This window comes from Candidatus Nebulibacter yamunensis (assembly GCF_024208055.1).
Lineage (GTDB): Bacteria > Pseudomonadota > Gammaproteobacteria > Francisellales > Francisellaceae > Caedibacter > Caedibacter lacustris.
Map to the genome: position 1 here is coordinate 1 of NZ_JAMBMW010000008.1, position 25,539 is coordinate 25,539.

General features: G+C 35.9%; 19 protein-coding genes, 1 tRNA gene and 1 pseudogene. 15 read left to right on the plus strand and 6 right to left on the minus strand.

The window, feature by feature from the left end; genetic code table 11:
* From M1V25_RS04815 to M1V25_RS04825, 3 genes are all read right to left on the minus strand, one after another.
* On the minus strand, positions 1–251 hold a 251-nt coding region (locus tag M1V25_RS04815; protein WP_498842592.1), incomplete at its 3' end, for a hypothetical protein.
* Between the two features lie 199 nt (positions 252–450).
* A tRNA-Arg gene (locus M1V25_RS04820) sits at positions 451–525 on the minus strand.
* Between the two features lie 332 nt (positions 526–857).
* Complete coding sequence (locus M1V25_RS04825) at positions 858–2,516, minus strand: glutamine--tRNA ligase/YqeY domain fusion protein (RefSeq protein ID WP_498842593.1); 1,659 nt, start codon at positions 2,514–2,516, stop codon at positions 858–860.
* A 172-nt stretch (positions 2,517–2,688) separates the two neighbouring features.
* Here M1V25_RS04825 and pckA point away from each other — a divergent pair, with 172 nt between their 5' ends.
* The 4 genes from pckA (at position 2,689) to M1V25_RS04845 (ending at position 7,834) form a co-directional block, all read left to right on the plus strand.
* Positions 2,689–4,308 carry a phosphoenolpyruvate carboxykinase (ATP) gene (gene pckA, locus M1V25_RS04830; RefSeq protein WP_498842594.1) on the plus strand — a complete coding sequence of 540 codons (1,620 nt, stop codon included), beginning with the start codon at positions 2,689–2,691 and terminating at the stop codon, positions 4,306–4,308.
* Positions 4,309–4,475: 167 nt separating this feature from the next.
* The gene (locus M1V25_RS04835; RefSeq protein ID WP_498842595.1) at positions 4,476–5,675 is read left to right on the plus strand and encodes a BaiN/RdsA family NAD(P)/FAD-dependent oxidoreductase; all 1,200 of its coding nucleotides are present in this window, start codon (positions 4,476–4,478) and stop codon (positions 5,673–5,675) included.
* Between the two features lie 176 nt (positions 5,676–5,851).
* Entirely contained in the window at positions 5,852–7,354 is a 1,503-nt protein-coding gene (locus M1V25_RS04840; protein ID WP_498842596.1) for an APC family permease, read from the plus strand.
* A gap of 210 nt (positions 7,355–7,564) precedes the next feature.
* Complete coding sequence (locus M1V25_RS04845; protein ID WP_116964144.1) at positions 7,565–7,834, plus strand: hypothetical protein; 270 nt, start codon at positions 7,565–7,567, stop codon at positions 7,832–7,834.
* Here the strand turns inward: M1V25_RS04845 and rsfS are convergent.
* Positions 7,831–8,175: a ribosome silencing factor gene (gene rsfS / locus M1V25_RS04850; protein WP_116964145.1), complete on the minus strand. Its 345-nt coding sequence runs from the start codon at positions 8,173–8,175 to the stop codon at positions 7,831–7,833. The two genes, M1V25_RS04845 and rsfS, sit on opposite strands and share 4 nt — an antisense overlap.
* A 215-nt stretch (positions 8,176–8,390) precedes the next feature.
* Between rsfS and M1V25_RS04855 the strand changes: the two genes are divergently transcribed.
* The 10 genes and pseudogenes from M1V25_RS04855 to M1V25_RS04900 all read left to right on the plus strand — a co-directional run bounded on the left by M1V25_RS04855 (position 8,391) and on the right by M1V25_RS04900 (position 19,151).
* A complete protein-coding gene (locus tag M1V25_RS04855; RefSeq protein ID WP_498842597.1) occupies positions 8,391–10,493 on the plus strand; it encodes an ATP-dependent helicase in 2,103 nt (700 codons plus the stop codon).
* Between the two features lie 3 nt (positions 10,494–10,496).
* Entirely contained in the window at positions 10,497–11,006 is a 510-nt protein-coding gene (locus M1V25_RS04860) for a low molecular weight protein-tyrosine-phosphatase (protein WP_498842598.1), read from the plus strand.
* Positions 10,993–11,616, plus strand: coding sequence for a ribosome biogenesis GTP-binding protein YihA/YsxC (gene yihA / locus M1V25_RS04865; RefSeq protein ID WP_116964148.1), 624 nt, complete (start codon positions 10,993–10,995; stop codon positions 11,614–11,616). Before M1V25_RS04860 ends, yihA begins: the two co-directional genes overlap by 14 nt.
* A 16-nt stretch (positions 11,617–11,632) precedes the next feature.
* Positions 11,633–13,147, plus strand: coding sequence for an ATP-binding cassette domain-containing protein (locus M1V25_RS04870; protein WP_116964149.1), 1,515 nt, complete (start codon positions 11,633–11,635; stop codon positions 13,145–13,147).
* A gap of 13 nt (positions 13,148–13,160) precedes the next feature.
* The gene (gene rbsC / locus M1V25_RS04875; RefSeq protein WP_498842599.1) at positions 13,161–14,108 is read left to right on the plus strand and encodes a ribose ABC transporter permease; all 948 of its coding nucleotides are present in this window, start codon (positions 13,161–13,163) and stop codon (positions 14,106–14,108) included.
* A gap of 23 nt (positions 14,109–14,131) precedes the next feature.
* A complete protein-coding gene (gene rbsB, locus M1V25_RS04880; RefSeq protein WP_239986764.1) occupies positions 14,132–15,043 on the plus strand; it encodes a ribose ABC transporter substrate-binding protein RbsB in 912 nt (303 codons plus the stop codon).
* 110 nt (positions 15,044–15,153) lie between these two features.
* A pseudogene (gene eno / locus M1V25_RS04885) lies at positions 15,154–16,533 on the plus strand (phosphopyruvate hydratase); the annotation flags it as partial.
* A gap of 197 nt (positions 16,534–16,730) precedes the next feature.
* Entirely contained in the window at positions 16,731–17,051 is a 321-nt protein-coding gene (locus tag M1V25_RS04890) for a septum formation initiator family protein (RefSeq protein WP_116964151.1), read from the plus strand.
* Entirely contained in the window at positions 17,048–17,740 is a 693-nt protein-coding gene (gene ispD / locus M1V25_RS04895; protein ID WP_498842600.1) for a 2-C-methyl-D-erythritol 4-phosphate cytidylyltransferase, read from the plus strand. The genes M1V25_RS04890 and ispD overlap by 4 nt, the downstream gene beginning before the upstream one ends.
* Before the next feature lie 67 nt (positions 17,741–17,807).
* On the plus strand, positions 17,808–19,151 hold the full coding sequence (locus tag M1V25_RS04900) for a dihydroorotase (RefSeq protein WP_116964153.1): 1,344 nt from the start codon (positions 17,808–17,810) through the stop codon (positions 19,149–19,151).
* A gap of 186 nt (positions 19,152–19,337) precedes the next feature.
* On the opposite strand, the gene M1V25_RS04905 is transcribed toward M1V25_RS04900, so the two are convergent.
* Positions 19,338–20,345, minus strand: a complete 1,008-nt coding sequence (locus tag M1V25_RS04905; protein WP_498842601.1) for an OmpA family protein — start codon at positions 20,343–20,345, stop codon at positions 19,338–19,340.
* A gap of 269 nt (positions 20,346–20,614) precedes the next feature.
* Between M1V25_RS04905 and M1V25_RS04910 the strand changes: the two genes are divergently transcribed.
* On the plus strand, positions 20,615–22,405 hold the full coding sequence (locus tag M1V25_RS04910; protein WP_116964155.1) for an aminopeptidase P family protein: 1,791 nt from the start codon (positions 20,615–20,617) through the stop codon (positions 22,403–22,405).
* A gap of 13 nt (positions 22,406–22,418) precedes the next feature.
* Here the strand turns inward: M1V25_RS04910 and M1V25_RS04915 are convergent, their stop codons facing one another.
* Positions 22,419–25,532, minus strand: a complete 3,114-nt coding sequence (locus M1V25_RS04915; protein WP_116964156.1) for an efflux RND transporter permease subunit — start codon at positions 25,530–25,532, stop codon at positions 22,419–22,421.
* Positions 25,533–25,539: the final 7 nt, after the last annotated feature.

Genomic DNA, 25,539 nt, shown 5'->3' on the forward strand with positions numbered 1-25,539 from the left:
TCAAACGAGGTGACTAAGCCATTGACTTCATTAGTGATCAATTGAGGCAGTTCAGCTTCAGTAAACTGATAGCTGATCTTCAAAGCATCCTCATCAGTGCATTGTTGACTAAAGAAAGGTTTATTAGCACAGGTATTACCACTATCCCCACCAGCATATCCCAATGAGGTCCATAACGTGCAAACTGATAGTAAATAAACTAAATAAAAAAGTGTCGCTTGAAGATACTTTAGAACAACACTTTTAATCATCTAAGGTTTCCTTACATTCACTTTACCTCAAATACAGATGGTATCTTAAAATTCCAGTATCGCTGTAATGCTTTGTTGTAAAGAATTGTTCGGTTGTGTTTCTCCAATCTCAAAACATAAAGGAACTAAATCTCAATCGATGATAACTTAGTAAACGCTATCATAATTTTCTATTTTTTATGACTTTATTTTGCTTTTATGGTGTCCCGAGCAGGAATCGAACCTGCATTTAGCCCTTAGGAGGGGCTTGTTCTATCCGTTAAACTATCGGAACACGGCGCTAAATAATGCACGAAAATAGATGTTTATTCAAGTTCAGTTTCTGGTACAGAGTCAATTTTTTGTAGCTTGATTAACCGTGACAGACAGGGGTAACTTGTCTTTCAGGTAGGTGATAAGGGCTTTTACCACATTTTCATCTATGGTTTCTACCACCTCACCATTGACATCTATTTTATCAAGAGTGACTAGACGCTCCAGCTCATTGGTGATTTATTTTGTCCAAAAAATCGTAGTTATCGTATTGATCGCTAATCACTATGGACTTAAGGATTATTTTTGGAATCTCAAAATAAACTTGGGTCTGACTATAAGTGTATACATCTGTTATTTTGACCACGTATCTTTTAAGCTAACAATTTGATTAAAGATCAGATGCTGATCGTTATGATCATAACGATCAGCACAGAAGTAACCTAAACGATTAAACTGAAAGCGTGTTTCAGGTGCCACGTCGGATAAGGATTTTTCAAGTTTAGCATTTTTAATGGTATTTAAAGAACTTGGGTTTAGTCCATCTTCTAAGTTATCCAGTCCACCAGGATTTTCACAGTTAAACAAACGATCATATTGTCTTATTTCAGCATTGATACAGTTGTTTGCATCTACCCAATGTACTATGCATTCAGGTTTTTTGCCATCGGTAGGTTTCTGTCCACCTAGCGTTTCAGGAAGATAGTAGCATTTTAGTTTGGTGATGTTTCCTTTATCATCTCTCTCTAGCCCATAACATTCAATAACATAGGCGTTTAATAAACGAGCACGTCCATTTAAGCTGAGTCGTTTATGACTTTTTTCTAAAACATCCATAAAGTCATTTTGTTCAATATAAATTTGATTTGAAATACTGATATCTCTACGTCCAAAATCGGGATTCTGTGGATGATTAGGAACGTTAAGGAGTTCATGATTTAGGTTATCAATTTCAACGAGTAGGGGATACAAAACAACGTTTCGCCTTGGGGTAATTTGATTTAAATCATCTCGAATCACCTCTTCAAAAAGACTAAAATCGGTGAGGGAGTCTTGCTTAGAAATGCCAACAAGTTCAACTAATCTACGAATGGCAGAAGGCGTGACGCCTCTTCTGCGAAGCCCACAAATAGTAGGCATCCTTGGGTCATCCCAACCATGGACAAGCTGATTCTCAACGAGGTATTTAAGTTTTCGTTTACTGGTGATCGTGTAGTTTAGATTTAAGCGTGAAAACTCAATTTGCTGAGGCTTACATGTGAAGCCACATTTTTCAACTATCCAGTCATAAAGTGGGCGATGATCTTGAAATTCAAGTGTGCACAATGAATGAGTGATACTTTCAAGAGCATCTGATGCGGCGTGAGCAAAGTCGTACATTGGGTAAATACACCAAAGCTCTTCAGTATGAGGATGAGTAACTTTTTTGATCCGATAGAGTGTAGGATCGCGCATATTAATATTCCCTGAAGTCATATCTATTTTTGCACGCAAAGTACAGCTGCCTTCATTGAACTCACCATTACGCATTTTTTGAAATTTTTGTAAATTTTCTTCAATAGATCGAGTGCGATAAGGACTGTCTACACCTTTTTCAGTGAGCGTACCTCGATAGCTTTTGACTTCATCAGCACTTAAGTCACAGACATAAGCATCTCCATTTTTAATGAGTTTAAGAGCTAACTCGTAAAGCGTTTCAAAGTAATCAGAGGCATAAAATAACTTGTCGTGCCAATCAAATCCTAGCCATTTTACATCTTCTTGGATGGCATGTACAAATTCAGCTTCTTCGTTAGCAGGGTTAGTGTCATCAAAGCGCAGATGACAAGGTCCGCGCTGATAAGCTTGCGCTAAGCCAAAATTCAAGCAAATGGATTTTGCATGTCCTATATGTAGGTAACCATTAGGCTCAGGTGGAAAACGGGTAACGACTTTACCCTTGTTTTTATTATGTTTAATGTCTTCATCAATAATATTGCGTATAAAGTTAGTCTTATGTGCAATGTCAGCCATAAAGCACTCGCGTTTTGTTTTTAACACCACATTGTAAAGTGCTTTAATAGCGAGCTCAATAGTCACAACGATAAAGGAAATAAAAATTCAATAAAGTTAGCTATATTAGGTTGTTCATACTGCTTAAGCATATTATTATATTTGTGCTAGAACCAATGGAGAATCTACAAACATGTTGCTTGATCAGTTAAAAAAGTATCAAATTAATGAAACTAAAGAAATTTTTTACAATCTTAGTTATCAAGATTTGTATAGACACGAGACATCTAAGACTACTCACGGGTATGAGAAAGGGATAGAAACTTCAACAGGTGCAGTGACTGTTGATACTGGTGAATACACAGGGCGCTCACCAAAAGATAAATTTATTGTTGAGACTCCAGAAGCAAAAGAAAATGTATGGTGGGCAAAAGATGGCTCAGATAATAAACCTTTATCTGCCAAAAGTTGGGAACATTTAAAAACACTTGCAACGAAGCAATTAAATGATAAAAAACTCTATGTAATGGATGGCTTTTGTGGTGCCAATTCAGCGACAAGGCTTGCTGTCCGTTTGGTCACAGAAGTAGCATGGATGGCGCATTTTTTTAAAAATATGTTTATTCGCCCAACAGAAGAAGAGCTTAAAGCGTTTCAGCCAGATTGGACGATTTTGAATGCGTGTAAGACAAAATGTGAAGATTATGAAAAGTGGGGTTTGAATTCTGAAACGTTTGTTGCTTTCAATATTACTGAACGTATGACTTTAATTGGTGGTACATGGTATGGTGGTGAGATCAAAAAAGGTATTTTTTCAATGATGAATTACTTTTTGCCACTCCAGGGGATTGGCTCTTTCCATTGCTCTGCTAATGTTGGTGATAAAGGCGATTCAGCTTTATTTTTTGGTTTATCAGGAACAGGTAAGACAACACTATCAGCAGATCCAAAGCGTAAACTCATAGGTGATGATGAACACGGTTGGGATGACGATGGCATTTTTAACCTTGAGGGTGGTTGTTATGCCAAAACCATTAATCTATCTAAGGAGAATGAGCCTGATATTTATCACGCCATTCGTCGTGATGCGTTGTTGGAAAATGTTGTATTAAATATAGATAAAATAATTGATTTTTCTTCAAGTGTCAAGACAGAAAACACACGTGTATCGTATCCGATTTACCATATCAATAATATTGTTAAACCTGTTTCAAAAGCAAGACATCCAACTAAAATTATTTTCTTAACCTGTGATGCTTATGGTGTGTTACCACCTGTATCTAAGCTTTCAATTGAGCAAGCGATGTACCAGTTTTTATCAGGTTATACAGCAAAAGTAGCGGGAACTGAGCTAGGTGTCAAAGAACCAACAGCAGTTTTCTCATCGTGTTTTGGTCAGCCATTTTTATTGTTGCACCCAACTCGATATGCTGAGATTTTGGGCAAAAAAATGCTCGTGCATGGTGCGAGTGCATACCTTGTAAATACAGGTTGGACTGGTGGTGGTTATGGCAAGGGGCATCGTATTTCAATTAAAGATACGCGTGCAATTATTGATGCTATATTGGATGGATCGATTGATCATGCACCACTAAAAAAAGATGTGGTTTTTGACTTTGAGATTCCACAAGCTTTGCATGATGTTGATAGTAATATTTTAAATCCACGTAACACTTGGAAAGACAAAGAGGCTTACGATGTGCAATATCAGAAGTTAGCGGCGATGTTTGTTAAAAATTTTAAAAAATTCACTAACAATCTACTAGGGAAAAAATATGAGGAATATGGCCCAAAGTGTGACGCCTTGGTTTAGTTGATAAACTTAAGGCTTTAAAATAAAAACATGTTAAATATGAAATTTTCTTTCCTATAGTCATAGCGAACTTAAAAAACTTATTTGATTTTCATATTTTTTCTAACTCATTGTTTTTCTATGATATATTTACCGACCTTATCAAAGATAAGTATTTCTCCTAATTTATGAAAAAAGATGTCTTAGTGATTGGGGCAGGAGCCTCGGGCTTAATGTGTGCAATTGAAGCAGCAAAGCGTGGGCGCAAGGTCATTGTGATTGATCATGCGAATAAGGTTGGTAAAAAAATTTTAATGTCAGGTGGCGGGCGTTGTAATTTCACCAATTACTATGTTGAACCTGCACGTTTTTTATCACAAAATCCGCATTTTTGTAAATCTGCGCTTAATCGCTATACACAGTGGGATTTTGTTGCACTTGTTGACAAGTACCAGTTGCAATATCATGAAAAAACATTGGGGCAGTTATTTTGTAACGGTAAGTCTTCAGAAATTATTGAGATTTTGCTTTCTGAATGTAAAAAATATGCAGTTGAGATAGAGCTCAACACTGAAATAGATGCAATTGAGGAATTAAAATCAAATGAAAAAAAACTTACTGAGCGATTTAAAATCAAAACATCAGCACAAGGGTATATTGTAGAGTCACTTGTTATCGCAACAGGTGGCTTATCAATTCCCACTATGAGGGCAACGGGGTTGGGTTATCAAATCGCTAAAGACTTTGGAATAAGAGTATTACCTACATCAGCTGCTTTAGTACCTTTTGTTTTATCAGAAAAAGATAAAAAACGTTATGCCACACTTTCAGGTATTTCAGTGTTTGTAGAAGTAGAATGTCGTAATCAGTCTTTTCGTGAGAATATACTTTTTACCCATAGGGGTTTAAGTGGTCCTGCGATGTTGCAAATTTCTTCTTTTTGGCAGTTAGGAGACATTTTGCATATTAATCTTGTTCCAGATGCTCCTGAGTTGGCAGCATATCTTGTGCAAGGGCAACATAAAAATGGTTCAATTAAGCTCAAAACTTTATTGGAAGAACTGCTACCTAAGCGTTTACTCAATGTGTTTTTAAATGAAACTATGCTAAACAGTAACATTGCAGAGCTTGCAACAAACAATCTGCTAGAGGTAGCAAATATATTGCAAAACTGGCAAATTAGACCATGTAGTACAGAGGGCTATCGAACAGCAGAAGTCACCAAAGGCGGTGTGCATTGTGATGAGCTATCATCCAAAACTTTTGAGAGTAAAAAAGTTAAAGGGTTGTATTTTATCGGAGAGGTGATAGATGTGACGGGCTGGTTAGGTGGATATAACTTTCAATGGGCATGGGCTTCTGGTTGGGCGGCAGGGCAAATTGTTTGACCTGGTACTTGCTGCAAAAATTATATTAACTGTAAATGTTTGTTTTAATGTTGAATATTGTTATATATTTACAGAAGCTAAAAATAACGTTATATTCTCACGCTGTACGGGATGGCTTAGGCAAAATAACGCTTTAATTTCAACTCAGTTTATGTGAACAAATAAAGGGCAGAACAATGAGTACAGGATATATACCCAAAAAATCGGGCGTTTCACTTGTAAGTGCAACGTTATTAAGTGCAACGTGTATGGTTGGTTCAGGTTGGCTTTTTAGTGCTCAATTAACAGCGAGAATTGCGGGAAATTGGGCATTTGTTGCGTGGATATTAGCGGCTATTTTAGTATTATTTGTTGGACTTTGCTTGTCTAAAGTTGTATCTGTTTATCCTGTAAGAGGGGCAACAACCCGATCAAGTGCATTGTCACACAATGGTATTTTTGGGATGCCGTTTGCCTTTGCAAACTGGTTTGGAGTTATGGTAGTCATTGCAACAGAAGCACAAGCAACGACTCAATATCTATCTGCTGCTATTGGTTCTGAGGTGTTAATGCAAAATCATGCTTTAACGTACGGTGGTAAGTTTCTAGCATTAGGCATTTTATTTTTATATTTAGTTGTGAATTTTTATGGGATTAAGCTTTTAGCACGTGTCAACAATATTATTACGGTGTTTAAAATATTTATACCTCTTTTTATAATTACAGTATTTTTAATTGCAGGCTTTGATCACACAGGCGCTGTAAACAACTTTGATTTGACGACAAATGGTGATTATGGCTTTAGTAGTGCAGTGGTAGCTATCATTAGTGCTGGCTTAATTTACTCATTCAATGGTTTTCAGATTAGTGTATCCTTTGCAAGTGAAATTAAAAATCCCAAACGTAATGTCCCTTTATCAATTATACTATCGGTATTTATTATTTTAATTGTTTATATGGGCCTGCAATATGCCTTTATGACAGCGGTTCCCCATGATTTATTGGTTAAAAATGGTGGTTGGCAAGGAATGAATTTTTCATCGCCATTATTAAATCTTGCAATGCTATTGGGATTAAATTTCTTAGCGTTGTTGTTGTTAGCAGATAGTGTAGTGAGTCCCTCTGGCACTGGTTACACTTATTTGGGTGCATCATCTCGTATGCTTTATGCAATGTCAGCTGAAGGGCAAATGCCACGTTGGATTGCAAAACTTGATCCGATCTATAATTTCTCCAAGCGGTCAATGATGATTAATTGGATTTTAGCAGCTATTGTGTTGTTTAATGCTGAAAGTTGGGCGGCTTTAATGGTGATTGTAACTGGTTATCACGTTATTGGCTATATGGCAGCACCAATTAGCATGGGTGCTATTGCACCTAAAACGCGTTGGGCAGGTTTGGTGGTGTTTATTCTGTTAGGACTCATTATGCTGACGATTCCAGCGGGTGACTTGTTAATGGTTAATTTGTCATTAACAATATTGTTGGCGATCTATGCTGTTGTGCAACGAAAAGTGGGTGTGCAAAAATTGCTATTATTTATTATTCCGTTTATTGCATACTTATGGCTATTGTATATTGTGCCACATATTTGGTTTGTTGCTATTATTTCAGCTGTTTTCTATATTTTAATCACCACAAAGTCTTACGTTGCTTTATGTAAAGAACATAGTGATGAGACTCGCGTGATTGAAGACTAAGTATAGCATCGTATATACTTGTCAGATTTAAAATTTTGCTATCTAAACTTGAAAAAACCCTATCTAGCTGTCATTCTTTAGATGGTGAATTCAAATGCTTTGAGTACGAACTGTTTTGTGATTTTTGTGCCAAAAGTGTGCAAAATTTAAAAATCAGGAAGTTTGTAAAATAGTTTATGATGAAAATCACAAGATAGGAGTCTTGTTATTATGGTTAGCGGAAAATTTTTACTGACATTTGATTGGGTAGTCAACTGTTTGAAATCCTTTAATCAAACCCAGCCAAAAGATAAAAAAATAGCAGAACGATTACGTTATATCGTTAAGCTTGCAACTGCAAGAGGCTGCAAGTCGAGCGCTCATTTTTTTGAGCGTTTATGTCAGGTGAGTTTGTCGATTACTGAAATTCGTAAATCAACTAAACATTTAGCAAGTTTTGTTTCTCCTGATGAGATGAAAATTTTATTATCGACTGCTTAACTTGCTTTTGATGAGTTGGGTTTAATATCCCATAGTTTCTCAAGTTGATAGAAATTTCTCGTCTCTTCGCGCATAACGTGAACGACAATATCTGCTAAGTCGATTAAAATCCAGTCGCTTTTTGCCTCTCCTTCAACCCCTAGAATCTTAATGTTATGTTTTTTAGCCATCATCTCTAAATGACTGGCTAAAGCTTTAGCATGTGTACCCGAATTAGCTGTACAAACAACAACGTAATTCATCAATTCGGTCAAATGGGTAACGTTCATGACGTTGATGTTTTCGGCTTTAATGTCTTCTAAGGCATTTATAGTTAAATCAAGAATTTTTTTTGCTTCCATTGTTGAAGTGATCGTAAAGTTACTTAAGTTTAAAGCGTAACAGTTTAGTATAAGTTAAAAAGACAAGCAAGTGCTATGTGATTGGTGATATTTTCGTTACAATGCAATCAAAAGAGGAGTTTAGGAGTTGCTTGGCAATATTTAAAACTGTTAATTGCAATTCTGCGTTTAAAGTTTTGTAGTGAATGTTAATAAAAATGCTCAGCAAAAAGTAAATGAAAGGTAAATTGAATTATACAGCTGAACAATGGGAGGTTATTAGACATGACCTTGATAGTCATGCTTTGATTGCAGCTGTGGCAGGTAGTGGTAAAACACAGACGTTAATTGCACGCATTGAGCACCTATTAGAAAATAATGTAAATCCTCATGAGATATTAGTGTTAATGTTTAATAAATCAGCATGCAATGATTTTCAAAAGAGGTTAAGCTTACTTGAGTTTGATATGCGTCAACGAATTGACATTAAAACCTTTCATGCTTTAGGGTATAAAACGATTGGTTTTATGGAGAAAAAAGGCTTGCTTGAACCTGCAACCCTTATCAATGCAGACTACCTATTAGAAAAACTGACAAAAGAGGCTTTACAGAAAACGCACAGATTAATGGCATACAAAGAAGAGATTACAACAGAACTTATTGATACCTTTAGTCAATACGTTGCAATGATTAAATCAAACTTACTATTATCAGATGCGCTTAAACTAATCAATAAGAGTGAGTACAGTAAAGTTGAGGTATTTTTTCAGTTTTATGAACAACTTCGTTATCACTATAAGTGGCGAACATTTGATGACTTACTCTATGAGCCGATGCAAATTTTATACAAAAATAAAGTTTTAGCTGAACGCTTTGGCAATCGTTATCATTATGTGATAGTCGATGAATATCAAGATATTAATGAAGTGCAGCAATATTTGTTAAAGCTTGTTGCTGCAAATGCTAAATCGGTAATGGTAATGGGAGATGTAGATCAAACTATTTATGAATGGCGTGGCTCAAAACCATATTATATGTCAAAAGGTTTTGCTTTGGATTTTCAGCCACTTAAACGTTATAGTTTATCACAGACTTTTCGCTATGGGCATTTGTTGTCAATGATGGCAAATCAAGTGATTCAATATAACGATGTGCGTTCACAAAAAATATGCTTTTCAGCACTAACTGCGCAAAAGAAAACGGACGTCAATATTATCAGTAAAAAGCAGTTAACATCTGTGATTGAAGCGGTTCAACAGGATTTAGATAATCAGCTATATTTGTTGCAAGATGTCGTTGTTTTAGTGAGGAAATATAGCTCGTTTATATTATTTGAGTTAGCCTGTTTGCAAGTAGGTATGACTTATCAAATCTTAGGTGGAAAAAGTGTATTTAAACTGTCAATAACCGAGACAATTTTAGGATATTTACAACTCACAGAACAAGCAAAGTACTTATTGATTCTAGATAAAGCCACGCGCCAAAATATAATATGTACAATGTTAAGCTATCCAAGTTTGTATTTAACAGCAAATCAATTACATAGTCTAGCAGCACTGCTTTGTGAGCAGCCAACTAAACCTGAAGAAGTATTTTCAGCATTTAATAAAATGTATACTTTGCCTTTTTATCAACAAAAACACATTGAAGAAAGAATGTTTGTATGGCGCACAATGTTAAATTGGCGTCCAACGGATAAAGCAAAGACAGTTATCAATGGATTATATACACTTTTAGATCTTAAAAGTTTATTGACCAAAAAAACTACAGTTAATCCGGTATATATGGATAGTGATGTGGCAGATGCTTGGTTGAGTTTTGCATCGGATGATCAAAAGACTCTTGCACAATTTATACAACAGCTTTTAAACTTGAAAGAAAAGTCGTTAAAAGACTCAAATAGCAATAGTGGATTAGTGATTTCATCTATCCATAAGGCAAAGGGTTTACAATGGCAGCATGTAATATTGTGCGATATGACAGAACAAAGCTTCTTTGGTAACGTCAGTGAACAACCAACTCAAGAGGAAATTGAGAGAGAACGTAGACTTTTCTATGTCGCAATTACACGTGCAATTAGCAAGCTTAGCATTATTGCTGGAACCGACATTGCAAAACTTAATCAATGGTTCAATACAGGTGGTGTGCGACATCCTTGTGACTTAAGAAAAACAAACTCGGTACGCTTTTTATATGAAAGTCAATTGCTTACGTGTGAAAAAGCGTTACATACACTCACAGAAAATCACAATAATACTGTGAACATTAAGCCAAAATATAATAAACTAATCGCAACTTATTTACAGAGGCTTCAATCAAAGGCCAGTTTAATTGAGTAAAAAATGATCAAAACAGTTAGCATTTTGTTCGTGTGTATGGGCAATATCTGCCGCTCACCCACGGCACATGGCATATTTAGACAATTAGTGCAAGCAGAAAATTTAGAAGCCTATTTTGAAATAGAATCTGCGGGAACACATTCAGATATTTGGCATAAAGGGAGTGTTTCTGATCCTAGAAGCGTTGCAACAGCGTTAAAATATGATTGTGATATCTCGGATTTACGTTCAAGACAACTTGTTGCTTGTGACTTTGATTATTATGATTATATTGTTGCGATGGATGAGCAAAATGTTATGGATATGGCAGTTATTGCTAAAAAAACACATGACATGGGAAAGGTTACAAAATTATTGGACTATGCCCCACATTTAAATCTTAAAGATGTACCTGATCCTTATTATCATCACGGATTTGATCAAGTGTATTTGATGATTGATACCGCGTGTAGAAAACTTTTATCACATCTAAAAACCAATTTACAAATAGAGAAAAATAATGAATTATCGTAATGTAAAGTATTTGATGGGTGCTTCTCTTGTTAGTCAATTACCTCATGATTATGGAATTGAAGTTGCCTTTGCTGGACGCTCAAATGCCGGCAAATCAAGTGCTTTAAATACTTTGACAGAGCACAATAAACTCGCGCGCGTGAGTAAAACGCCAGGGCGCACACAATTGATTAATCTTTTTAGTCTAGACGAGCACAGAAGACTTGTGGATTTGCCTGGTTATGGTTATGCCAAAGTATCAGAGAAAACTAAGGCAAATTGGCAAAAAACGCTAGAGCAATATTTAACTATGCGTCAATGTTTAAAAGGTATTGTGCTACTTGTTGATGCGCGTCACCCAATTAAAAACTTTGATTGTATGATGGTGGAATCAGCAGTAGTGTATCAGCTAAATTTACATATTCTACTAACTAAAGTAGATAAACTTAAAAACAGTGAAAAAGCCAAAGCTGAACGCTTATTGGGTGACTACTTAAAACAAGTCAAAGCAGGTGAAAACATAAGCTTTCAACTCTTTTCTGCGCATACGGGAACAGGATTAGAGAAGCTAAAGCAAAAGCTTGATTTATGGTATGGTTTACCCTTTGTTGATATGTCATCTGTTGAGTAGTTTTAAAATGGAGAAAATGGTGAGAAATGACGCTCAAAACACCAGAGAATATGTACTCAAGCTTGAAGATATTCATAAAAATTTTCCAGGAACAAAGGCATTAGATGGCGCAAGCTTAAACGTTTATAAAGGCAAAGTCATGGGGCTTTTAGGTGAAAATGGCGCAGGTAAATCAACCTTGATGAAGGTATTAAATGGTATTTACCAAAAAGATAAAGGTGTAATTTACTTTGAAGGACAAGTAGTAAAGTTCAATCACATTCGTCAAGCACAAAAAGCAGGTATTGCTATGGTCCATCAAGAGCCACACATCTTGCCAGATTTAACGATTGCAGAGAATGTATTACTTGGACAGGAGTTAATGCAACATCGTTTTAAAATCAATTGGAAAGCAATGTATAAAAAAGTGGATGATTTGTTGCAATCACTACATATGAAACAAAAGGCCAAATCTCTGGCGCAAGGTGTAAGTATAGGTGACCAAAAATTGCTAGAAATTGCCAAAGCATTATCTATCGATGCAAAAGTCATTATCATGGATGAGCCAACCGATGCTTTAACAGAAAAAGAAGTTTTGCGATTGTTTGAAATCATTCGTAAGTTATGCTTTCAAGGTAAAAGTATTATTTATATTTCGCACCGAATGGAAGAGATTTTTGATATATGTGATGACATTACTATTATGCGTGATGGTCAATCTATTATCGAAAGTCCAATAAGTATACTCAATTACGAACAAATCATCGAAAAAATGGTTGGACGTAAATTAGAGCAAATTACATATAAAGGGCAAAGCATCTTAAAAAGTAAGCAAAAGGTTTTTTGTGCTCAAAATATTAGTAATAATCAAATTAAGCCTATAAGCTTTGAGATTTATCAGGGTGAAGTGTTAGGATTTTATGGTCTTATTGGTGCAGGTAGAACACAATTGGCACGCAGTATTTATGGTTGCTATCCGATTGTTGAAGGTGAGCTTATATTAGAAGGCAAATTGATTAAGGTCAAAAGTCCTTATGAAGCGATCGTGCATGGGATTATCTATATTTCAGAAGATAGAAAAATAGATGGACTTATTATTGGTGCTAGTGTACGCGAAAACATGTCTCTATCAACTTTAAAGTCCTTAAGTAATCGATTTGGACATATTGATTGCAAAAAAGAAAAGGAAGAAGTGAATCGGTATATCGAGAAGTTTAAAATTAAAACCTCTAGCCAAACGCAACTTGTGCAAAATTTAAGTGGAGGAAATCAGCAGAAGATCTCAATTGCAAAAGGCTTAATGTGTCATCCAAAACTTCTCATCTTAGATGAACCTACGCGCGGCATTGATGTTGCAGCAAAACGTGAGATCTACCGTTTAATACATGAATTTAAACAACGTGGTTTGGCAATTTTACTGATATCATCCGAGATGCCAGAGGTAATTGGATTAAGTGATCGTTTAATGGTAATGAGTGATAGGCAAATCAAGGGTGAGCTTGAGTTAGGTGCCATTACACAGGAAGCAATTATGAAACTGGCGCTTGGCTAATAAAGAGAGGACTATGGGAAAAATCAAATATAAATTTTTAAGTAAGCAATTTCTTATCGAATATAAGGCAGCAATTGTCCTTATTATAATGGTTATTGTTATGTCGTGTTTAAACGAGTATTTTTTAACGTGGAGCAATATTTTAGTAGTTTTACAGCAAACTTCAGTCAATGCGATTATTGCAGTTGGTATGACATTTGTAATTTTAACCAAAGGCATTGATTTATCTGTAGGTTCAGTTTTAGCATTGTGTGGTATGATTTGTGCTTTTTTATTATATTGGGAATGTCCTTTATATATTGTTATACCCTTAACAATACTAGTTGGTATTGTTTTAGGAGCTATTAGTGGCATAATTGTAACCAAAGGTGTAGTACAACCTTTTATTGCAACGTTAATTACAATGACACTTTTTCGTGGTTTAACAATGGTGTTTAGCAATGGTTACCCTGTTGCAACGAGCTCAGATGCCTTTGCCGTTATTGGAACAGGGCGCCTGTTTGGAGTTCCTGTGTCAGTTTATATAACAGCTATGATCTTTGGGTCAGCTTTTTATATTTTAAAGTACACGCGTTTTGGTCGTTATGTTTATGCTACAGGCGGTAATGAAGAAGCTGCTAAATTAGCAGGTATTCGCATAAATAACATTAAACTTGCAGTGTATGTCATTTCAGGTGCATTAGCTGCAGTGGCCGCGATGGTTATCACTTCGCGCTTATCTTCGGCGCAACCGACAGCAGGAACAGGTTATGAGCTTGATGCTATTGCTGCCGTTGTTTTAGGTGGAACAAGCTTGTTTGGTGGTAAAGGTAAAATCATAGGCACTTTGATGGGTGCGCTTATTATTGGGCTGTTGAGTAATGCTCTTAATTTAATGGATGTTTCATCATATTATCAAATGATTGTGAAAGCATTCGTTATTTTAATTGCAGTATTATTTGATTTTAAAGTAAAAAACTAACCAACCTTATGGAGAGAAGTCGTATGAAAAATAAAATCATGAAGTATGTCAGTTTAATCATAGGTATTTTTTCGATTTTAATATTAGCAGGTTGTGGAAACTCAAATGACAATAGCAAAACCATTGGTTTGGTTGTTTCTACGCTAGATAACCCATTTTTTGTCAGTATGAAAAGTGGTGCAGAGGAAACAGCAAAAGCAGAGGGTTATAAGGTTATTGTTCTTGATTCACGCAATGATCCATCTAAAGAATTATCGAACGTACAAGATCTTGTTACACGTAATATTAAAGTTATTATTATCAATCCAACTGACTCACAGGCGGTTTCTAATGCGGTGAAATATGCCAATCAACACAACGTTGAAGTGATTACTTTAGATCGAACTGCTGTTCAAGGGAAAGTATTATCTCACGTTGAATCGAATAATGTTGTAGGTGGAAAAATGGCTGCTCAATATATGATTGAGCGCTTAAATGATAGTGGTAAAATCATAGAACTTGAGGGGATTCCTGGTACATCTGCTGCAAAAGAGCGAGGTAAAGGTTTCGAAGATGAAATTGCCAACTCAGGCATCACGATTGTTGCTAAACAACCTGCAAACTTTGATCGTACCCAAGGTTTAAACGTAACCCAAAATCTATTGCAGGCCAATCCTGATATTAATGGTATTTTTGCACAAAATGATGAAATGGCATTAGGTGCAATACGTGCTGTAGAAGAAGCTGGTAAAAAGCGTATTATAATTATAGGCTTTGATGGTACCAAAGAAGCTATCAATGCAGTAAAAGCTGGGAAAATGACAGCTAGTATTGCTCAGCAGCCTTATTTAATGGGAGAGCTAGGGGTTGAGGCAGCAATTAAATTCTTAGTTGGTCAAAAGGTTAATCCACATATTGTTGTGCCATTAAGATTGGTAACACAATCTAATGCTTAATTGAAAAAGTAAACTCAATTTCTTTATGGATATTGGTTAATCCACTGGGCATTTAAGGTAAATGTTGGTATGCTTATGCCAAATTTTTATTAAGACAAAAAGGTAAAATAATGAATGCAAGAATTACTAATATTGTAGCAAGACAAATTTTAGATTCTCGTGGCAATCCAACTATTGAAGCAGATGTAATTTTAGAGTCAGGCGCTTTTGGACGTGCGGCAGTACCTTCTGGTGCTTCGACAGGAACAAGAGAGGCGCTTGAATTAAGGGATGGTAATAAGTCGATTTATTTTGGCAAAAGTGTGTTAAATGCGATTAAAAATATAAATATAACGATTAAAAAAGCACTCATCGGTTTAGATGCGTTAGATCAGCGTTTAATTGATCAAACGATGATTGATTTAGATGGTACTGAAAACAAAGAAAAATTAGGTGCTAATGCGATTTTGGCTGTTTCTTTAGCATGTGCTAGAGCTGCTGCTTCACACCTTAGAAAGCCATTTTATCGCTATTTGATGAACTCTAAAGAGTATATTATGCCAGTACCGATGATGAACGTTATCAATGGTGGTGAGCATGCTGACAATAATATTGATATGCAAGAATTTATGATTATGCCAGTTGGTTTTGATAAGTTTTCAGATGCGCTTCGCTGTGGTTCGGAAATTTTCCATACTCTGAAGAAGGTGCTTGTTAAAGCAGGTTTTAGCGTTGTTGGAGTTGGTGATGAAGGAGGTTATGCGCCAAACCTTCCGTCAAATGAAATGGCAATTGAGATGATTTTAAAAGCCATTGAACAAGCAGGTTATAAAGCAGGTGAAGAAGTCTATATTGCTCTTGATTTGGCTAGTAATGAGTTTTACAAAGATGGTAAGTATGTATTGGCTTCTGAAAATAAATCATTGACTTCAGCTGAACTTGTTGATTACTTAGAAGATTGGGTAAATCGTTACCCAATTATTTCTATTGAAGATGCGATGGCTGAAAATGATTGGCAAGGCTGGAAACTTTTGACTGAACGTTTAGGTAAAAAAGTGCAATTGGTTGGGGATGATTTATTTGTAACCAATAGTAAAATTTTGCAACAAGGTATTGATAAGAGTATTGCTAATTCAATTTTAGTGAAACTTAACCAAATTGGTACCTTAAGTGAAACCTTTGAGGCAATGGCAATGGCAGCTGATGCCGGCTATACTTCTGTAGTTTCACATCGTTCAGGTGAGACTTCCGATACCACTATTGCTGATTTAGCAGTTGCAACGGGTGCAGGACAAATTAAAACAGGTTCTTTGTGTCGTTCTGATCGTGTGTCAAAATATAATCAATTACTGCGCATTGAAGAAGACTTGGGTCAGAATGCAATTTATCCAGGTATTAAGGCTTTTAACTTCAATGAGGACTTAAATGATGAAGCAGGTGTGCAAGTTGAGCAGGAAGCTAACGTTGTATCAAAAGAAAATACAGAAGAAACGAAAGTGCATGTTAACGAAACGATTGTAATTGTTGAAGATGAAAAGCACCATACAACTGAAATAAAAGAACAGATTAAAACTTTTGTAGTAAAGGAAAAAACTTTAGAAAAAGGGCAAAAACAGGACCAACAAGCAAAGCTTCAAATTGATCAGGCTGAACAAATTGCAAAGCAAGGACAGCTTGCAACCAACGAAGAAGAAAAACCTAAAGTAGAATGATTACACGCTATACCTTTTTTATTGCGGTTTTAGTTACGGGGATTGGAGCATTACAATATGATTTTTGGTGGAGCCAAACAGGATTTTTTGCAACACAAAAGCTTAATCAGGAAGTGAATATCAAGCAAATGGAAAACAATAAACTTCAGGCACGCAATAATCAATTGTATGCGGAGATTCTGTCACTGCGTCACAATGATTTTATTTTAGAAGGTATGGCACGCCAAAACTTAGGTTTTATTAAAGATGGTGAAATGTTCTATCAAATCTTCCAACCTCAAGAGAAAGTCATATCCTTGCAGGAAGATAAGAAGTGAAAAGAATTGTGGTTATTCCTGCAAGTGGCATAGGTTCAAGGATGCAGCAAGACATTCCTAAGCAATATATTAAGCTAGATAATGGTTTGACGATTCTAGACACAACAATTTCATGCTTATTGAGTGAGTCTTTTTTTGATTTAATTGTAGTAGCGCTTAATTCAAAAGATCGTCATTGGAAGTATTCAATTCATACTACTAATGCACACATTAAAATTTGTGCAGGAGGGGCAGAAAGAAGAGATAGCGTGCGCAATGCACTGATGGCATTAAAAAATATTGCTAAAGATGACGATTGGATTTTTGTACACGATGCCGTGCGCCCTTGTGTTCGTCTAGATGATATACGGCGTTTATATGCTTCCGTTATGGTAGAAAATGCTATTGGTGGCGTTTTGGCATTAAAGGCGTCTGATACAGTTAAATGCGTTGATAAGCAACAAAATATTATTAAAACAACAGATCGAAAGTATATTTATCTTGCACAAACGCCTCAAGTTTTTAAATATAGAACTTTGTTAATGGGATATTATTTTTGTTTGCATAATGACATATTAGTGACTGACGATTCATCTGTAGTTGAAGCATTGGATCACCAACCAATTGTGATAGAGGGAGATAAACGTAATATCAAAATTACAACGCCAGATGATTTAGTGCTAGCAAATTATTTTTTGTCAACGCTATGAGACATACTTCTCATATTTTTGAAATTCGCTACAATGAGTTTACCTATTGCAAAGGATAAGCTTAACCATGCCAAATTACCTTATCAAAAATCCAACAATTGTTAATGAAGGAAAAATATTTGTTGCAGATGTCTTAATTGAAGATGGGCGTATTACACAAATTAAAGTTGGTATAGAATCACATCAAAATGTTAAAATTATTGATGCTGAAGGTTTATATTTATTACCTGGTATGATAGATGATCAGGTGCATTTTCGCGAACCAGGCTTAACCTATAAAGCAGATATTGAAAGCGAATCAAAAGCAGCAGTTGCGGGTGGTATTACTTCATACATGGAAATGCCAAATTGTAAGCCTGCGACCGTGAATATTGAACGTTTGCAAGCAAAGAAAGATCTAGCCAGTTTAAAATCACATGCTAATTTTGCATTTTACCTTGGGGCAACGAATGATAATATTGATGAGCTTAAACGCTTAAAGACGGATGATGCTTGTGGTGTTAAAATTTTCATGGGCGCATCAACAGGTAACATGTTAGTTGATAATATTAAAATCTTAGAAGGCTTTTTTGCAAATTCACCAATCTTAATTGCAACGCATTGTGAAGACACACCAATTATTACGACTAACGAAGAAAAATATAAAGCTCAATACGGTGAGAATATCCCATTTAATTTACATGCAGAAATTAGAAGTCGTGAAGCATGTATCAAATCGTCCAAACTTGCAGTAGAGTTGGCCAAAAAATTTAACACTAAGCTTAACGTTTTACATATTACAACTAAAGAAGAGCTTCAATTATTTGCAGATAATAAAACTAAGGATTTAGTCAATAAACGTATCACCGCTGAGGTTTGTGCTCACCATTTGTTTTTTTCACGCAAAGACTATGATATGAGAAAAGGCTTGATCAAATGTAATCCTGCAATCAAAGAAGAAGCAGATCGTTTGGCATTATTACAAGCTGTAAATGATAATACGTTAGATGTCATTGCCACTGATCATGCTCCACATACATGGGCAGAAAAACATCAAAGTTATTTTCAAGTACCTTCAGGTTTACCACTTGTCCAACATGCTTTATTATCTCTTTTGGAGCACTATCACCATGGTATTTTTAGACTTGAAAAAATTGTCCAAAAAATATCCCACGCACCAGCAATTATCTACCAAGTAAAAGATCGAGGTTTTATTCGTGAAGGTTATTGGGCAGATTTGGTGTTAGTTGATTTAAATACACAAAACAAAATTACGGATACAACAGCTAAATCAAAATGTGGTTGGTCTCCGTTTAGTGGTTTAACGTTTTCATCAGCAATCGATAAAACCTTTGTTAATGGCATATTGAAGTATGAACATGGTAAGGTTATAGCAGATAATTTGGCTATGCCTTTGAGTTTTAACAATTAAGAATATTTCAAGGTAGTTTAATGGTGTTAATTGACGATGATATAAGTGGTGGCTTGATCCAATATGGAAGGCTTGTATACCATTTTCTATTAAAATAGACGTTTGTAACACCACCAATAGAAAGTTTTGCAACTAGAAATGCCCACATAAGCGGGCATTTCTAGTTATTGTATCTATTTTAAAGTATTATTGTGCTTTTAGTGGCACAGGAATGCTTGCCTCAACACGTTGGTTGATAGATTGATTTGCTTTAGTTGTATTTGGTACCAATGGGTGTGTGTATCCATAACCAATCACTTCAATGTTACTTGCGTCGACACCTTTAGAAATCATGTAAGTTTTAACTGCTTGAGCACGATTAACAGAAAGTTGTTGGTTATATTGTGCATAGGCCTGTCCAGTCTTACCTTGCGATGCAAAGCCTTTTAATACAACTTTATTAATATTATATTCTTTCATAAAATTAATTAAGTTATTAATTGCTGCTTTTGCTTTTGCATCTAACGTATAATTGCTATAAGCGAATTTCGCATCTAAATGCATTGTAACTTTGTCGCCATCAACAGTATAGCAACCAATTGATTCACGCGTCATTTCAGAAGTATTTGCTTGACACTCCATTACATTTTTAGGTAAAGCATAGGTTGCATGATATTCATTTTCGCGTGCTTGTTGTTCAGTTGACATTGGACCTACTGCTGCATAAGCGCTTGAATTACTTGCACCACCAAAATACAAACCAATACCAACAGTAACCATGCTACCATTTGGTGTTTTAGAACCAAATGATTGTAAATAGCGGTAATCCGCCGATACAAACGCATTAGGCGCGAAGTCATATTTAACACCAGCACCTACATCCAAACCAAATGAATTCGTTGTAAAATTCATATAACCGCCACCTAATGCTACATAAGGAGTTAATTTTGTGCTATTGGTAAGGTTCCAAATGCCTTCAGCAAGAACTGTTTTTTGATTATTGCCCATATAGCTTAGAGTCGCTTGTGCAGCTAGGTTTTTATTGAAGCCATAACCAACCGTACCAACTACCGCAGGACCAGTATTAGAATGGCTGTTGTTAAAATAACCACCCAAACCAAATTGTCCATATAATTGCTTGCTATGATCATTAGCTGCAAATGCACCTGAGCATAATCCAGCTGCTATCAAACTTACAATGATTTTTTTCTTCATGTTTTCTCCTTTTTTTAAGTTATCATTATTTAATCTAAATTAAATTTAAACTAGGTACTCTCTGTATCATCTTACGAAAGTCATAAGATGGGATCTATGCTTAACTACATTCAATTTAAACTCATGCCAGTATAATTAACTTTTTAGCGAAGGTGGAGAGGGGTTAGCGCTTTTTTTCATAAAAATGCTGGAAATCTTATTGTTTCTGCGATTTATCTACGTTTAAATGGGGTTATTTTGTTTCTCACCCAATTAGTAAGGAAAGCCATATGCCATCCATTATCACTAAAATAAATGATGTACGCACACTCATGCAACAAAAACACTATGATTATTACTTTGTGTCATCAACAGATGCGCATAACAATGAATACTTACCTACAAATTGGCAACGCCGGATGTGGATAAGTGGTTTTGATGGCAGTGCTGGAGAAGCATTAATTGGTATGAATGACGCTTATTTATGGACAGATGGTCGCTATTTTCTACAAGCCGAAGCTCAGCTTGATCCTAGTATTTTTAAATTACAAAAACAACAAGGATTAAGTTTAGAGTTTGAAGTGTGGTTAAGTGAGCATGCTAAAGGAAAAACACTGGCTGTTGATCCTACAACCGTTTCTATTAAACGCGGACAAGCTTTGGATAAAATCATGCATGAAATTGGTGGTAAATGCATTTTTGATACTAATAATATAGTTGACATCGTACGCAAGGAACTAAACGACATGCCACAACCACCATCTAGTCAAGCATTCTTACATCCAGAACAATTTAGTGGTAAAGCAACAAAAACAAAATTAGATGAAGTTAGAGACAAAATGGCTAAGCAAGGCGTTGCCTTTGTTGTTATTAGTATGTTAGATGAAATTGCATGGCTGTTGAATATTCGTGGCAACGATATTGCCTTTAATCCTTTAATTATTAGTTATGTCATTATTGGTCAAGATATGTGCTCATTTTTTGTTGATCAAACGAAACTAAGTACTGAGATCAAAAACAACCTTACCGAACAGGGCGTTACAATCATAGACTACAATTGCTTTTATTCGCAACTGAGTGATTATGAAGGCCGTATTTGGTTAGATCCTAATAGCGCAAACTATTCAATACTACAACACTTAAATAAAAATTGTGAGCCTTATTTTGTCCAATCCTCAATAAGTTTGCTCAAGGCATGCAAAAATATTGTCGAAATCGATGGTGCTAAATATGCCCATAAAAAAGATGCAATCGCCGTTATTTCATTTATTTACTGGCTTGAAAATAATTGGCAAAATGGTGTTGATGAACTTTCAGCACAAGATAAGTTACTAGCATTTCGCCAACAACAAGCCAACTTCAAAGGAGCAAGTTTTGACACCATAAGTGGTTTTGCCAGCAATGGTGCTATTATTCACTATCGCTCAAGTAAAAAAACCACCAAGGTTATTAATGAATCAAGTCTCTATTTACTTGATTCAGGTGGTCAATACCTAGAAGGGACAACCGATATTACGCGTGTGTTTCACCTAGGTACACCAAAGTTTGAACACAAACACTATTATACACTTGTGCTAAAAGGGCACCTTGCTATTCAAAATGCACACTTTCCAAAAGGTACGAAAGGTGAGCAGTTAGATACAATTGCGCGTTTACCACTTTGGCAAGAACAATTAAATTATGGGCATGGGACAGGTCATGGAGTAGGGAGCTTTTTATGTGTCCATGAAGGGCCTCAACGTATTTCACCTGTTAATACTAATCAAGTACTTGAAATTGGTATGATTATAAGTAATGAACCAGGTGTATACTTTCCTGGTCAGTTTGGTATTCGAATTGAAAACCTTTGTTTTGTCAAAAAAATGCGTAAACAAGCACATCATGAATTTGGTGAGTTTTATTGTTTTGAAGATTTAACTTTAGTGCCCTATGCACGCAATTTAATTGATATACAATTACTTTCCAATGAGGAAATCAAACAAATCAATAGCTATCATCTACGCATTGAAAAGGAACTAATGCCGATGATCAGTGATGAAAACTTAAAAATTTGGCTTAAAGCACAAACTAAAGCTTTATAAGCTCTTAAAAAGATTATTCTAAAGGATGACTCTTATTGATTTGAGCAATGATTTTTTCTTCCTCTTTCCAGCGAGCGATAAGCGCACGACGATCTTTAGCAAGGTAGCTATACACAACAGGTACAACGAATAACGTAAACATGGTACCAATTGTCATACCTGAGGCAATCACAATACCGATAGATTGTCGGCTAACGGCACCAGCACCAGTTGCAATAACAAGCGGAACGACACCAACAACCATTGCAGCAGTGGTCATCAAAATGGGGCGTAAACGAAGTGCAGCTGATTTTAAAATAGCTTCAACTTTATTGTAACCTTCTTCTTGTAATTTATTGGCAAATTCCACAAGTAGAATGCCATGTTTACTAATAAGTCCAATGAGTGTAATTAGACCGACTTGGGTGTATATATTAATTGAAGCATAGCCTAAATTAAAGATCTGACCTAAATATAACGGAATAAGGGCGCCACAGATTGACATTGGTACGCTAATGAGAATAATGAAAGGGTCTCTAAAGCTTTCAAACTGTGCAGCAAGCATTAAGAAGATAACGATTAATGCAAATAGGAAAGCAATCGCCATTTGGTTCGTATTTCCCAGATATTGCCTAACAGAACCTGCATAGTCATGAGTATAACCTTGTGGTAATTCATTTTTTGCTAGGTTTTGCATATATTCAATTGCTTGCCCTTGACTAATACCGGGTGTAGTAACTGCATTAATTGTTGCAGAGTTTAACTGTTGAAAACGATTTAAGCTGAGTGGCATACTTTGAGTTTCAAAGGTGACAATAGATGACAGTGGGATTAACTTACCACTTGCTGTGGCAATACGGATTTGCCCTAGTTGTTCTTTTGTGAGTTTCATGTCATTTGCAAGTTCTGGAATGACTTGATAACTATAGCCAAGCATACTGAAGTAGTTAACATAGCCACCAGAATAAGCATAACCTAATGCCTGGGCAATTTTCTGCATGCTAATGCCAAGGGAGGCGGCTTTTTCTCGATCAATGTTGATGACCATTTGCGGATTATCAAATTGAAGGTCGCTTTGAGCAAAAACAAATAAGCCACTTGTCATCATTTTCTTTATGATATTATTCGCAATATCATAAATACTAGGGTAGCTATTAATAGATTGAATGACAAACTGCATAGGTGGTCCAAAAGAAACTCCAGGTAAAGATGGCATTTCAAATGTATAAATTTGCGAGCCAGCGACATTATTGGTAAGGTTTTGTAAAATTGATTTAAGCTCCATTTGTGTTTCTTTGCGCTCATTCCAAGGTTTAAGTACGACGCCACCAAAACTACTATTGCTTTGTGGGTAGCCATTAACGACAAAGGTTGATTGTACACCCGTTAGGCTTTGCATATCTTTATAAAGTGCAGGTGAAAATGTATCTAAATAATGAATGTTAGCAGGTGAGGGAGCAGTACCTTGAATACCAATAAAGGCTTGATCTTCTGTAGGTGCAAGCTCAGATTTTGTGCCTGAAAATAAGAAGTAACAGCTAATAACCACAACGGCACCAAATAAGATAATAACGATACGCACACTCATCACCGTACGTAAAGCCTTTTCATAAGCATTTTTAAGTTTCTCAAAAGTGGAATCAATGAATTTAACTGTTTTTGTTTCGGTGATTGATTTTGACAATACTTTTGAACAAAGCATAGGTGAAAAGGTGTAAGCAACGATTCCTGAGATCACTACAGCACCTGCAAGTGAATAAGCAAATTCAGTAAATAATATACCCGTTAAGCCGCCCATCATCCCGATTGGTAAATATACAGCAACGAGTGTTAAAGTCATCAAAATAACCGGATTAGCGATTTCTCTGGCTCCTTGAATTGCGGCTTCAAAAGGAGTTGCACCTTCTTCAATATGACGATAAATGTTCTCAAGTACTACAATTGCGTCATCGACTACAAGACCAATTGCAAGTACCATTGATAGTAGTGTTAAAAGATTAATAGAAAAGCCCATTAAGAACATAAAGAGAAATGCGCCAATCATTGATAGCGGAATTGCAGCAACAGGGATAATTACTGAGCGAATGGAGCCAATAAATAGAAATAACACAATCGTCACAATAACAATTGCTTCAATAAGGGTTTTAACAACGTCATGAATGGATGCTTTAATATAGGTTGTATTATCATAAACGATATTCATGTTAAGACCAGCTGGTAAGCTTGTCTCAATTGTTGATAAGTTTTTCATGATATTATCGACAACTGTTAATACGTTAGCATCTGATGCAGTCACAACGCCTGCAAAGACCCCGTATTTGCCATTGAAGCTAACATTGGAGGTATAAGTTTGTGCGCCAAGCTCTACATTTGCAACGTTACCTATACGTACCAAATTACCATTTTCGTTTTTGACAACGAGTTGCTCGTATGCTTGGGCTGAATCTAAGTTAGTCGTTGGATTAAGTGTGAAATTAAAGTAAGGTCCTTTAATTTGCCCGCCTGCAGCGATTAAGCTATTGACCTGCAAAGCATTAGCAATATCATCAGGTGTCACATTAAAACGTGCCATATTGTCATAGTTTAACCAAATGCGCATCGCATAGTTTTTCTCGCCCCAGATAATCACATTTGAAATGCCACCTAACGACTGTAATTTAGGTGTAAGTTGATTTTTTATATAAGCAGTAATTTCTTGTTCATTTAAGGCATTACTGGTAAAGCTTAAAATAAGGGAAGGAAAAGAGTTCCCAGATTGCATTTCAATAGAGGGTGATTGCGCGCCTTGTGGCATTTGGTTTTGTACTGCATTAACTTTTTGTACGACCTGACTTAAGACGTTGTTTGGATCAGACCCAAGTTTAACATTAATCGTAAGGGTGCTTAAGCCCAACGTGCTTGTTGAAGTCATATAATCAATGCCATCAGCACTTCCAACTGACTGTTCAAGTGGAGTGGTAATAAAGCCTTGGATAATGGAAGGGTTAGCTCCAGGATAAGCAGTTGTTACAATAATAGTCGCATTGTTCATGTAGGGGTATTGGCGAACTTGTAAAGTCAATGCTGTACCAATACCTGCAGCTAAAATGAGTAAGCTTATGACCGTAGATAGCACAGGCCGCTTTATAAAAATATCAATAAAATGCATATGCCTT

Bases quoted from the DNA above. Each gene is read 5' to 3' on its own strand.
- M1V25_RS04825 (WP_498842593.1), bottom strand. From the start codon at position 2,516: ATGGCTGACATTGCACATAAGACTAACTTTATACGCAATATTATTGAT.
- pckA (WP_498842594.1), top strand. From the start codon at position 2,689: ATGTTGCTTGATCAGTTAAAAAAGTATCAAATTAATGAAACTAAAGAA.
- M1V25_RS04835 (WP_498842595.1), top strand. From the start codon at position 4,476: ATGAAAAAAGATGTCTTAGTGATTGGGGCAGGAGCCTCGGGCTTAATG.
- M1V25_RS04840 (WP_498842596.1), top strand. From the start codon at position 5,852: ATGAGTACAGGATATATACCCAAAAAATCGGGCGTTTCACTTGTAAGT.
- M1V25_RS04845 (WP_116964144.1), top strand. From the start codon at position 7,565: ATGGTTAGCGGAAAATTTTTACTGACATTTGATTGGGTAGTCAACTGT.
- rsfS (WP_116964145.1), bottom strand. From the start codon at position 8,175: ATGGAAGCAAAAAAAATTCTTGATTTAACTATAAATGCCTTAGAAGAC.
- M1V25_RS04855 (WP_498842597.1), top strand. From the start codon at position 8,391: ATGAAAGGTAAATTGAATTATACAGCTGAACAATGGGAGGTTATTAGA.
- M1V25_RS04860 (WP_498842598.1), top strand. From the start codon at position 10,497: ATGATCAAAACAGTTAGCATTTTGTTCGTGTGTATGGGCAATATCTGC.
- yihA (WP_116964148.1), top strand. From the start codon at position 10,993: ATGAATTATCGTAATGTAAAGTATTTGATGGGTGCTTCTCTTGTTAGT.
- M1V25_RS04870 (WP_116964149.1), top strand. From the start codon at position 11,633: ATGGTGAGAAATGACGCTCAAAACACCAGAGAATATGTACTCAAGCTT.
- rbsC (WP_498842599.1), top strand. From the start codon at position 13,161: ATGGGAAAAATCAAATATAAATTTTTAAGTAAGCAATTTCTTATCGAA.
- rbsB (WP_239986764.1), top strand. From the start codon at position 14,132: ATGAAAAATAAAATCATGAAGTATGTCAGTTTAATCATAGGTATTTTT.
- M1V25_RS04890 (WP_116964151.1), top strand. From the start codon at position 16,731: ATGATTACACGCTATACCTTTTTTATTGCGGTTTTAGTTACGGGGATT.
- M1V25_RS04900 (WP_116964153.1), top strand. From the start codon at position 17,808: ATGCCAAATTACCTTATCAAAAATCCAACAATTGTTAATGAAGGAAAA.
- M1V25_RS04905 (WP_498842601.1), bottom strand. From the start codon at position 20,345: ATGAAGAAAAAAATCATTGTAAGTTTGATAGCAGCTGGATTATGCTCA.
- M1V25_RS04910 (WP_116964155.1), top strand. From the start codon at position 20,615: ATGCCATCCATTATCACTAAAATAAATGATGTACGCACACTCATGCAA.
- M1V25_RS04915 (WP_116964156.1), bottom strand. From the start codon at position 25,532: ATGCATTTTATTGATATTTTTATAAAGCGGCCTGTGCTATCTACGGTC.